This is a genomic window from Methylibium sp. T29 (assembly GCF_000576205.1).
Lineage (GTDB): Bacteria > Pseudomonadota > Gammaproteobacteria > Burkholderiales > Burkholderiaceae_C > Methylibium > Methylibium petroleiphilum.
The window spans coordinates 1-10,680 of record NZ_AZND01000121.1 but is presented as its reverse complement, the minus strand read 5'-3'; the positions used below and the strand labels follow the sequence as shown (position 1 = coordinate 10,680).

At 68.3% G+C, this 10,680-nt stretch carries 11 protein-coding genes; 2 read left to right on the top strand and 9 right to left on the bottom strand.

Translation table 11 applies throughout. The features are described from left to right. Nucleotides 1-93: 93 nt before the first annotated feature. On the bottom strand, nucleotides 94-990 hold the full coding sequence (locus x551_RS14040) for a DUF692 domain-containing protein (RefSeq protein ID WP_036233602.1): 897 nt from the start codon (nucleotides 988-990) through the stop codon (nucleotides 94-96). 51 nt (nucleotides 991-1,041) lie between these two features. Continuing rightward, entirely contained in the window at nucleotides 1,042-1,320 is a 279-nt protein-coding gene (locus x551_RS14035; protein WP_011830542.1) for a DUF2282 domain-containing protein, read from the bottom strand. Nucleotides 1,321-1,434: 114 nt separating this feature from the next. Here x551_RS14035 and x551_RS14030 point away from each other — a divergent pair, with 114 nt between their 5' ends. Both x551_RS14030 and x551_RS14025 read left to right on the top strand, forming a co-directional pair. Continuing rightward, nucleotides 1,435-2,031, top strand: a complete 597-nt coding sequence (locus x551_RS14030; protein WP_011830543.1) for a sigma-70 family RNA polymerase sigma factor — start codon at nucleotides 1,435-1,437, stop codon at nucleotides 2,029-2,031. Then, entirely contained in the window at nucleotides 2,028-2,240 is a 213-nt protein-coding gene (locus x551_RS14025) for a zf-HC2 domain-containing protein (RefSeq protein ID WP_036233614.1), read from the top strand. The genes x551_RS14030 and x551_RS14025 overlap by 4 nt, the downstream gene beginning before the upstream one ends. Nucleotides 2,241-2,315: 75 nt before the next feature. Here the strand turns inward: x551_RS14025 and x551_RS14020 are convergent, their stop codons facing one another. The 7 genes from x551_RS14020 to x551_RS13990 form a co-directional block, all read right to left on the bottom strand. Beyond that, on the bottom strand, nucleotides 2,316-3,551 hold the full coding sequence (locus x551_RS14020) for a hypothetical protein (protein ID WP_152543525.1): 1,236 nt from the start codon (nucleotides 3,549-3,551) through the stop codon (nucleotides 2,316-2,318). A gap of 59 nt (nucleotides 3,552-3,610) precedes the next feature. Beyond that, complete coding sequence (locus x551_RS14015; protein ID WP_036233619.1) at nucleotides 3,611-4,156, bottom strand: hypothetical protein; 546 nt, start codon at nucleotides 4,154-4,156, stop codon at nucleotides 3,611-3,613. Continuing rightward, nucleotides 4,153-4,452 (bottom strand): hypothetical protein, encoded by a 300-nt coding sequence (locus x551_RS14010; RefSeq protein ID WP_036233622.1) that lies wholly within the window; start codon nucleotides 4,450-4,452, stop codon nucleotides 4,153-4,155. Before x551_RS14010 ends, x551_RS14015 begins: the two co-directional genes overlap by 4 nt. A gap of 169 nt (nucleotides 4,453-4,621) precedes the next feature. Further along, entirely contained in the window at nucleotides 4,622-5,251 is a 630-nt protein-coding gene (locus x551_RS25295) for a hypothetical protein (RefSeq protein WP_152543524.1), read from the bottom strand. Between the two features lie 113 nt (nucleotides 5,252-5,364). Then, nucleotides 5,365-5,970, bottom strand: coding sequence for a TetR/AcrR family transcriptional regulator (locus tag x551_RS14000; protein WP_051512032.1), 606 nt, complete (start codon nucleotides 5,968-5,970; stop codon nucleotides 5,365-5,367). A 23-nt stretch (nucleotides 5,971-5,993) separates the two neighbouring features. Then, on the bottom strand, nucleotides 5,994-7,457 hold the full coding sequence (gene adeC / locus x551_RS13995) for an AdeC/AdeK/OprM family multidrug efflux complex outer membrane factor (RefSeq protein ID WP_011830545.1): 1,464 nt from the start codon (nucleotides 7,455-7,457) through the stop codon (nucleotides 5,994-5,996). 1 nt (nucleotide 7,458) lies between these two features. After that, nucleotides 7,459-10,608, bottom strand: a complete 3,150-nt coding sequence (locus x551_RS13990) for an efflux RND transporter permease subunit (RefSeq protein WP_036249060.1) — start codon at nucleotides 10,606-10,608, stop codon at nucleotides 7,459-7,461. Nucleotides 10,609-10,680 lie beyond the last annotated feature (72 nt).

Below are 10,680 nucleotides of genomic sequence, written 5' to 3'. Positions count from 1 at the left end.
CCAGGCGTGCCGACGGCACCGGCGCGGCGCCGCGCAGGGTCGCCAGCAAGGCGCTCTGGCGTGCGGCCTCGGTTCGCCGTTCTGCGGAGCACGTCATGCCGCGCTCCGCAGGCCGGCGACCTCGTGCTGGCAACGTGCCGCCTGCGCGGCTTCATCCAGCAGCACGTCGAGCGCGGGCACGTCGGTGTCCCATTCGATCAACGTCGGCAGTGCGCCCAGGCGCGAGACGGCGTGCCGGTAGACGGCCCACACCGGTGCGTGCACGCGGCTGCCGTGATCGTCGATCACCAGCGCGCCGGCATCGCAATAGCCGGCCAGGTGGATCTCGCCGACCACGTCGGCCGGCAGCGCGTCGACGAAGGCGCAGGCCGCGGCCACCGGATCTCCGGCCGCCGGATCGGCACGCTGCGCGTTCAGTGCGTTGACGACCAAGTTGTTGACATCGAGCAGCAGCTGGCAGCCGGTGCGACGGGCCAGCGCCGCGAGGAACGCGGGCTCGGGCATCTGGTCGGCGTCGTCGAAGGAGAGATAGGCCGACAGGTTCTCGACCAGCAGCGGACGGCGCAGGCGCTCCTGCACCTGCTGCACGTTCGTGCACAGGAGGTCGAGCGAGGCCGGAGTGAAGGCGATCGGCAGCAGGTCGGCCGCATGCAGCACGGTCGACGCATCGCCCGGCACCGATGCCCGCGCGAAGCAGGCATGGTCCGACACACGCACCGGCCCGATGCGATCGACCAGCCTGGCCAGCCGTTCCAGATGCCAAGCATCGACGCCGGCCGCGGAACCGAGAGCGAGCCCGACGCCGTGCAGGCTCACCGCATGGTGCTCGCGCACGTCCGACAACACCGCCAGCGCGGCCCCACCCTCGGCGAAGAAATTCTCCGCATGGACCTCGACGAAGCCGACCGCCGGGCGGCGTTCGGCCCACTCCCGGTAGTGCGGCTGGCGCAGACCGATACCGACGCCGGCCGGGGTCGAACGCGCGTCCATGCTGAGCGACGGAGAGGATCGCTGCGTCCGGTGCCGTGCGTCTTTTTGCTGTTACTTCTTCTCGGCCAGCTTGGCCTTGGCTTCGGCGGCGCTCAGGCCACCGGCGGCCTTGCAGGTGCCCTTGGCGACGTACTTCCATTCGCCGACGTCGCCCGCCGTCGCCTGGCCCGCACACGAATGGGTTCCCGACAGGTTGGCGCAATCGTTCTGCCCGGCCTTGGCGATGCCGTAGCACTTCTCCTTGCCCGAGTCCTGGGCGGCGGCCGGGCCGACCAGGCCCAGCGCGAGGAGGGAAGCGAGGGCGGACGATGCGATCAGATGCTGGTTCATGCAGTGCTCCTGGAGGGGGATTGAATGGGCCGCCACGGAGGCGACGTGCATGTGTCGCGAAGACCGGAAGATTCTTACACTGCCCCCTGCTTCCTCTCATCGAAACGGCCCTTCATGACCGACGTGTCCGCCTTGCTCGAAACCTTGCGCCCGCAGTTGCTGCGCTATGCGCAACTGCAGTTGCGCAATCCGGCCTGGGCCGAGGACGCGGTGTCGGAGACGATACTGGCCGCACTCGAGAAGCCGGAGGCCTTTGCCGGCCGCGCCGCGCCGAAGACCTGGCTGATCGGCATCCTGAAGCACAAGCTGGTCGACCAGGTGCGTCGGCATGCGCGCGAGTGCTCGATGACGAGCGACGAAGACGACGGCGCAACGCTCGAAGAACAGCTGTTCGACGAAACGGGCCACTTCCGCGACGCCCCGATCGAATGGGGCGACCCACAGGCGATCGTGGCCCAGGATCAGTTCATCAAGGTGCTCGACGCCTGCATCGAGAAACTGCCCAACCAGCTCGGCCGCGTGTTCCTGATGCGCGAGTGGATGGAACTCGAAACTGACGAGATCTGTAAGGAACTGTCGGTCACGCCGACGAACCTCTGGGTCATGCTGCACCGGGCCCGGTTGAGGCTGCGGGAATGCCTGCAACTCAACTGGTTCGGCGAGCCCGCCCTCGCTCTGTCTTCCGTCCCGCCCGCCCCGAAGCGCCGATGAAGCTGCCCTTCCTCATTTCATGCCGTCAGTCCGCGCGCCTGCTGTCCGGCCGCCTCGATCGCCGCCTCTCGCCGGCCGAGCGGGTGACGCTGCGCCTGCACCTCGCGATCTGCAAGGTCTGCCCGGTGTTCGACCGCCAGCTCCGGCTGATGAGCCGTGCCATGGGGACGTGGCGCGCGTACTCCGAGCGCAATGATCTCGGACCTTGAGTCCATCGAGAGACACGACGCCCGGCGCGCGGAACACGAATCAAAGAGCTAAGCCCTGCACGTGCGGCACGCAACTCAGGATGCTGTGCAAGGCTTGTCGATGAGGGACATGCCGGTAGGCAGTGGCTTCGCCGGCGTCGACGTGACAGCCAGATCCTTTGCGATCTGCTCGCGGCGTCCTCCGCGCTTCGCGTCTGCATCGACACGGCGTTGGGCATCGGTGAACCTGGCGCGACACTCGCCCCGGACGGCCTCGAATCGACTGTTCTTCAGGCGAGGATCCTGCTCACGCATCCACGTCTCATGCGACAGCCTGAACTGGCTGACGGAGTCAGTCTGGCAGGACTCGAACGCGTCCAGGATGCCCGGGACGACTTCGATCGGGAAGTTTTTGCCGGTGCGGACGTAGTCCTCCAGAAGCTGATCGGTGGTCGACGTGGTTGCAAGATAGTCGCTCAACAGAATCGGCCGGAACGGAGGCGCAACCTGCGGCAGGTTGGCGAGAACGATGGTTTCGAGCGTATCGATGCGCTGCAATGTGTCTCTCAGTGAGATCACCGCGCTGGAATTCGGCTTTGCACCCTTCGCCTGAATCTCCGTCAGGGTCTTGCGATAGACATCCTCGACGGCGCGAATGAACTGCGGCGTGTTCGCGAACTTCAGTTCGACCAGTCTTTGCTGCAAACGCCAGGTGCACTCACGTTGCGCTGCAGGCAGGCGTCGAGGAACATCGAGTGCACTCGCCGGGCGCTCAGCCGCCGAAGCGGCGCTGAGGCTCTCGCAGTCGCCTGCGGTGCTCAGTGCACGCTGGCGGCGCCAAGCGTCGAAGCTTGCCAGTGCATCCTTGTCGACCCTCGTCGCAGACTCGAGGGCCGCCTGTTCCTGTTCGAGCGCCTTGCGCCGCGAACTGTCGACCACTGCCTGGCTCCAGGCGGCGTACTGGAACCCATCGCTCGAACCTGCGCCTCCGGCCGCACGAAGCGGCAGCGCGGTCCGACCGTCGACGCGCAACCGCAGGCACACGGGTCCGGTCGGCACGCCCCGCAGGCTGTCCGCCAGCGTGAACCGCAGCTGGCTGGCGCCGGCCGTCATGCGGGTCGACGCGACAGGATCTCCCGTGACACGGCCGTTGGCCGTCTGGTACTCGCCCACCGCTTCGACGATGGCGCCCGGCCGCAAGCCGCGCACGATCAGGGAGTCAGGCGCCCAGCTCAGCGCCACATCCTTTCCGTTCGCCATCAATGCCACGCCGGGAAGTGCGTCGCCAGCCCGGGGCACCGAGGCGACGCATGCCGTCAGTCCGAGCGCCACCACGGCGATTGCACCGGCACGACCACGTCTGGCCCCAAACCACGCCATGATGCCTCCGCTCACTTGTTGACCAGCCTGTCCGGCGTGAAGTTGTGGTAACCCAGGCTCTCGAGCTGATGGCTCGCCAGCAGGCAGACATCCTGAATCCGGCAGGCCAGATTGGCCTGGAAGATCCTCAAGGCGACTTTCGCGCCGACGCCCAGTTCGGACTCCCTTTCGAGCATTCGCCCGTGCATGAGTCGCATCGCCCGAAGTTCGGCCTGGGTCAACAGCTCCTGGAACGCCTGCACACCTTGCACATCGAGCATCGCGATGTCACGTTCCAGGCTTCTCGGTTCCGGCGCACCCCGCTCGTAGGGCCCCGCCAGCGGCTGACCAGCGATCTGCGCGAGCAGCGCGCTGTTGGGTCGCCCGCCCAGGGCCGTTGCGACGTACTGGACGTAAGCCGTCGAGGAGGCGCGCTCCTCGTCGGTGATTTCCTGCACCACGCCAACCAATCGGCTCGCGTCTTCGGCGACATGCGCTGCCAGTTCCGCCCATGTGGCATGAGCGTTGGCCTTGTCCGTTCCATCCACAGTCATGAAGGCCGACTTGGCGTGAATCATGAACTCCGCTCCGGGTTCGACCGTGCGGTTGTAGGCCCCAGGATCATGATCGTGCAGGCACTCACGCAGCGGACCCGAGGATGCTTCGCAACGACCGCCGTGGTCCCCAGGCGCTTGAACGCAAGGCCGATCTTGAAGGCTTCGCTGACCAGCCCTCCCGGCGAGTTGAGCCAGACCTCCCGGTAGCGCGCCGTCTGCTGGAGACCGCGACTCACGACGTCGAAACTTCTCGGGCCAATGGAGCCATACAGCCACAGCACCGGAACACCCGCCACCGCACCGAAGCAGTACGCCATCGGCGGCCTCGCACCAGCTGCTCTCCGTTCAGGCTGTGGTGGCTGGCTGGCACAAGCCTCGGGGGCCTCCTGCGCAGAGACCGAGCTCGTGATTGCCCACAGCAGAGAAGAGACGGCAAGGAACCGGACGGCCGGCCAGAACCTTTGGATGGCCAACACGGCAGGCCCCTCAGCTGACCGAGGTCACGGGCTTCCAGTCGGTCGTACCCGCCGTGCGGCAGACTCTTGCCATCGGCTCGGCTCGGCCTTCCTCCGCTTCGATCACGTCGCGGCGCGTTCCACATTCCCCACCGTCGGGCAGCGACTCCCGCTCGACGATCTCGGTGGTGCCCTTCGCATCCGGCCCCTGCCAGGTCACGGGCCCGGTCTGCTGTTGCGCCTTGTTCCAGGCGTCTTCCTGGGCCTTCTTCGATTCGGCCGACATCTTGTTGATGACGTTCGCCGCCACACCTCCTCCGACCGCACAACCGAACAGCCCTCCGCCCAGCATGTAGCTGCGCTCGCGGGACTTCTTCTGCGCAGGGGACAGCTTCAGCTTCTTGGCATCGCGTTCTGCCAACTGCTTTCCGAGGTAGACGCCTCCGGCGCCGGCCGCCGCGCAGAAGGCGGCAATGGCTGCCGATGTGCCCGACGGAGACGATTCGCCGCCGGGTCCCGGCGAAAGGCCGGGGATCGTTGGAAGATTCGGGAGCTTGGGGAGATTAGGGAGATTGGGGAGCGATGGAAAGGATTGCGCCCACGCAAGCTGCCCGCCCAACAGGCCAACCAAAACAAGCGCGACCACGCCGGTTCGATGCATCGACTCCTCCCGTTTTGTGCGTCGATCATAGCCAAAGGTGTTCGGCCATGAGCCACTCGAACGGGCGGTTCTCTACGCAGCGCGCCGGCGCAGGCGCTGGAATCGGAATCGATTCAGGCGCCGATCATGTGGCGCACGGCATCGCGCAGGCCGCGCTTGAGCGCCTGGCGGTCGATGTCCGGCTGGCGCAGCGTGCGAAGCATCAGCCCCTCGAACAAGGCCAGCAGCAGCTCGGCGCGCGCCACCAGGTCGGCCTCGTCGACCGGTCCTCGCGCTGCGGCTCGCACCAGCTCGATGAGCCGCCGGCGCACCGTGGCGTCGGCCCGCCGAACCATGTCGGCGATCTTCGGGTTGCGCGAGGCCTCGGCCACGATCTCGATCTGCAGCGACGCGTGGTCGGCGTCGAGCCGGCGGTCGGTGCCCTCGTCGACGCGCTCGACCATCTCGTGCCGCAGGTCGGCCTCGCCCTGCATCTGAGCGGTCAGCGTGAGGAACTCGTCGATGTCGCGCGCGACGATCGCCTCGATGATCGCTTCCTTGCTGTCGAAGTAGTTGTAGATGTGGCCGGCGCTCATGCCGAAGGTCTTCGCGATCTCGGCCATGCTCGCCGCATGGAAGCCGCGGCGGCGGAACACCTCGACCGCGGCATCCAGGATCTGGCGGCGCCGCACCTCCGCGTGCGCCACCTCCTCACCGTCGATCAGGCTGCACCGTGCCATCGCCGCTCTCCGCTCCGCTGGTCTCAGCCCGTGGCCGCATCGGCGCGCTGCCAGCCGCCGCCGAGCACCTTGTACAGCGTCACGAGGTTGGCGCTGCGCGAGAGCCGCAGCGTGATCAGCGACTGCTGCGCCGCATACAGCGAGCGTTGCGCGTCGAGCACAGCCAGGTAGCTGTCCACGCCGCTGCGGTAGCGCGCCTGCGAGAGGCGGAAGGTCTCGCCGGTCGCGTCGACCAGCGCCTGCTGGGCGGCGAGCTGCGCGTCGAAGGTGCCGCGTGCGGCCAGCGCGTCGGCCACCTCGCGGAATGCCGACTGGATGGCCAGTTCGTACTGCGCCAGCGCGATGTCGCGTTGCGTCTTCGAGACCTCGAGGTTGGCGCGGTTGCGGCCGGCGTCGAAGATCGGCAGGCTCACCTGGGGCACGAAGCTCCAGGTGCGCGCGCTGCCCTGGAACAGGTCGGACAGCGAGCTGCTCGCCACGCCGGCCGAGGCCGTGAGCGCAATGCGCGGGAAGAAGGCCGCGCGCGCGGCGCCGATGGTCGCGTTGGCCGCCTGCAGCTGGCGCTCGGCCTGCAGCACGTCGGGGCGGCGCTGAAGCACCTCCGACGGCAGGCCCGACGGCAGCTCGGCCAGCCGGTCGATCCAGCGCAGGTCCTCGGGCTGCACGCTGCCCGGCCGCAGCTCGGCCGGCAATGGCCCACCGACCAGCAGCGCCAGCGCATTGAGGTCCTGCGCCAGCGCGCGGGTGTAGCGTGCCACGTCGGCGCGCGCCACCTCCACGCTGGTCTGGGCCTGCCGCAGGTCGAGCGCCGATGCAACGCCCAGCTCGTGGCTGCGCTGCGCCAGCCTGTACGAGGACTCCTGGCTCTCCAGCGTGTCGCGCGCCAGACGCAGCAATTCGCCGTCGGCGGTCGCCGTGAGGTAGACGTTGGCCACCTCGGCCACCAGGCTGATCTGGGTGCTGCGGCGCGCCTCCTCGGTGGCGAAGAACTGCTGCAGCGCCTGCTCGTTGAGATTGCGGACGCGCCCGAACAGGTCGAGCTCGTAGGTCGAGAAGCCGATGCCGGCGCTGTAGGTGTGGCTCGTGACGGCGCGGCCGGCCTGGCTCAGGTCGGCCGGCGTGCGCTGGTGCACCGCCTCGCCGCTGGCCGCGACGGTGGGAAACAGGTCGGCGCGCTGGATCTGGTACTGCGCGCGCGCCTGCTCGATGTTCAGCGCCGCGACACGCAGGTTGCGGTTGTTGCTCAGCGCCAGCTCGATCGTGCGCTGCAGCGGCGCGTCGACGAACACCTCGCGCCAGGCCAGCTCGGAGGCGGCCACGCCACCGCCGGTGCCGGGCTCACCGTAGGCCTCGCCTTGCGGCCACGCGGGGGCCACGGGTGCCGCGGGGCGCTCGTAGGTCGGCGCCAGGTTCATGCAACCCGCCAGGGCCGCGGTGGCCAGCAGCGTCAGGCGGCCGCGGCAGTGGTTCATCGTGGCGGTCCTCATGTCACTGTCCCTCCGCGACGGCCGGCGCACCCTGCGGCGCCGGGTCGACCTTGCGTTGCCTGAACAGGCGCCGTACCACCACGAAGAACAGCGGCACGAAGAAGATGCCCAGGAAGGTGGCCGCGATCATGCCGCCCAGCACGCCGGTGCCGATCGCGTTCTGGCTGCCCGAACCGGCGCCGGTGGCGAGCGCCAGCGGCAGCACGCCGAAGGCGAAGGCCAGCGAGGTCATCAGGATCGGTCGCAGGCGCAGGCGCACCGCCTCGAGCGTCGCCTCGATCAGGCCCTTGCCGTGCTCCATCTGCTCTTTCGCGAACTCCACGATCAGGATCGCGTTCTTCGCCGACAGGCCGATGGTGGTGAGCAGGCCGACCTGGAAGTAAACGTCGTTCGACAGCCCGCGCGAACTCGCCGCGATCAGCGCACCGAGCACGCCAAGCGGCACGACCAGCATCACCGAGAACGGGATCGACCAGCTCTCGTACAGCGCCGCGAGACACAGGAACACCACCAGCAGCGAGAGCGCGTAGAGCAGCGGCGCCTGCGAACCCGACAGCCGCTCCTCGTAGGACAGGCCGGTCCAGTCGAGGCCGATGCCGGCCGGCAGCTGCGCCACCAGCCGCTCCATCTCCTCCATCGCCTCGCCGGTGCTCCGGCCCGGCGCGGGTTGGCCCTGGATGTTCAGCGCCGGCAAGCCGTTGAAGCGCTCGAGCCGCGGCGAACCGTAGCTCCACTTGGCCGAGGCGAAGGCCGAGAACGGCACCATGTCGCCCTGCGCATTGCGCACGTACCACTTGTCGAGGTCCTCGGGCAGCATGCGGTGCGGCGCATCGGCCTGCAGGTAGACGCGCTTGACGCGGCCCTTGTCGATGAAGTCGTTGATGTAGGAGCTGCCCCAGGCGGCCGACAGTGTGGCGTTCACGTCCGACATCGCCAGGCCCAGCGCTCCCGCCTTGGCCGAGTCGATCTGCACGCTGAACTGCGGCGTGTCGTCCTGGCCGTTCGGGCGGACAGCCACCAGCACCGGGCTCTTGGCGGCCAGCCCCAGCAGCTGGTTGCGGGCCGCCATCAACGCGTCGTGGCCGAGCGCGCCGCGGTCCTGCAGGTACATGTCGAAGCCGTTGGCGGTGCCCAGCTCCAGCACCGCCGGCGGCGCGAAGGCGAAGCCCATCGCGTCGCGGAACTGCGAGAAGGCCTTCATCGCCCGCGCCGCCACCGCCTTCACGGTGTGGTCGGCGCCGGGCCGCTCGCTCCAGTCCTTCATGCGGATGAAGCCGAGTCCGACGTTCTGACCATTACCACCGAAGCTGAAGCCAGCCACGGTGAACAGACCCTGCACCGAGTCCTTCTCGGTCTCGAGGAAGTGGTGCTCGACCTGGCGCAGCACCTTCAGCGTGCGCTCCTGCGTGGCGCCGGCCGGCAGCTGGATCTGGGTGAACAGGATGCCCTGGTCCTCATCGGGCAGGAAGGCGGTGGGCAGGCGCGTGAACAGCCACGCCACCGCCAGCAGCAGCACCCCGTAGATCAGCAGGTAGCGCAGGCTGCGGCTGAGCATGCGACCGACGATGCCCTGGTAGCCCTTGCTGCTGCGGTCGAACATGCGGTTGAAGGCGCCGAAGAAGCCGGTCGTCTTGCCGTGGTCGCCCTGCGGGATCGGCTTGAGCAGCGTCGCGCACAGCGCCGGCGTGAGCACCAGCGCCACCAGCACGGAGAGCACCATCGATGCGACGATGGTGATCGAGAACTGCCGGTAGATCACACCGGTCGAACCGCCGAAGAAGGCCATCGGCAGGAACACTGCCGACAGCACCATCGCGATGCCGACCAGCGCACCGGTGATCTGGCCCATCGATTTCTTGGTCGCCTCCTTCGGCGACAGGCCCTCCTCGCTCATGACCCGCTCGACGTTCTCGACCACGACGATCGCGTCGTCGACCAGCAGGCCGATCGCGAGCACCAGGCCGAACATCGTCAGCACGTTGATCGAGAAGCCGGCCACCGCCATCACGCCGAAGGTGCCGAGCAGCACCACCGGCACCGCGATCGTCGGGATCAGCGTGGCGCGGAAGTTCTGCAGGAACAGGTACATCACCAGGAACACCAGCACGATGGCCTCGGCCAGCGTCTTCACCACTTCCTCGATCGACAGCTTGATGAACGGCGTGGTGTCGTAGGCGACGATGGCGTCGAAGCCGGCCGGAAAGTAGGGCTTGAGCGCATCGATCCTGGCCTTCACCGCGTCGGCGGTGGCCAGCGCGTTGGCGCCGGCCGCGAGACGGATCGCCAGGCCGGCGGCGGGCTTGCCGTTGTAGAAGGACAGGCTGGTGTAGTTCTCGCCACCGAGCTCGACGCGCGCCACGTCCCGCAGGCGCACGGTTGCCCCGCCGGCGGCGGTGCGCAGGATGATCTGCTCGAACTGCTCTGCGGTCTGCAGCCGGCTCTGCGCGGTGATGGTCGCGTTGATCTGCTGGCCCGGGGCCGCGGGCAGGCCGCCCAGCTGGCCGGCCGAAACCTGGGCGTTCTGGGCCCGCACCGCCGTCGCCACGTCGGCCGGCGTGAGCTTGTAGTTCAGCAGCTTGGCCGGGTCGAGCCAGATCCGCATCGCGTACTGCGCGCCGAACAGCGTGACCTCGCCGACGCCGGTCACGCGGCTCACCGTGTCCTGCACGTTGGCCGCCACGAAGTCGGCCAGGTCGGTGCGGGTCATGCTCGGGTCGTCGGAGACGAAGCCGACCACCATGATGAAGTTGCGCACCGACTTCGTGACCGTCAGGCCCTGCTGCTGCACTTCCTGCGGCAGCTGCGCGGTGGCGAGCTGCAGCTTGTTCTGCACCTGCACCTGGGCGATGTCGGGGTTGGTGCCGGCCTGGAAGGTCAGCGTGATCTGCGCGGTGCCGGCGGCGTCGCTGTTCGACGCGATGTAGCGCAGGCCGTCGAGGCCGGTCATGCGCTGCTCGATCACCTGCGTGACGGTGTCCTCCAGCGTCTTGGCCGAGGCGCCCGGGTAGGTCGCCGTGACGGTGATCTGCGGCGGCGCGATGCTCGGGTACTGGTTGATCGGCAGGCTCAGGATCGAGAGTCCGCCGGCCAGCATGATGACCAGCGCGATCACCCACGCGAAGATCGGCCGTTCGATGAAAAAGCGAGCCATGGTGTGGTCCCCTGTCGCCGCGCTCAGGTGCCGCTGGCCGCCGCAGGGGCCGGCGTCGCAGCGGACGCCGCG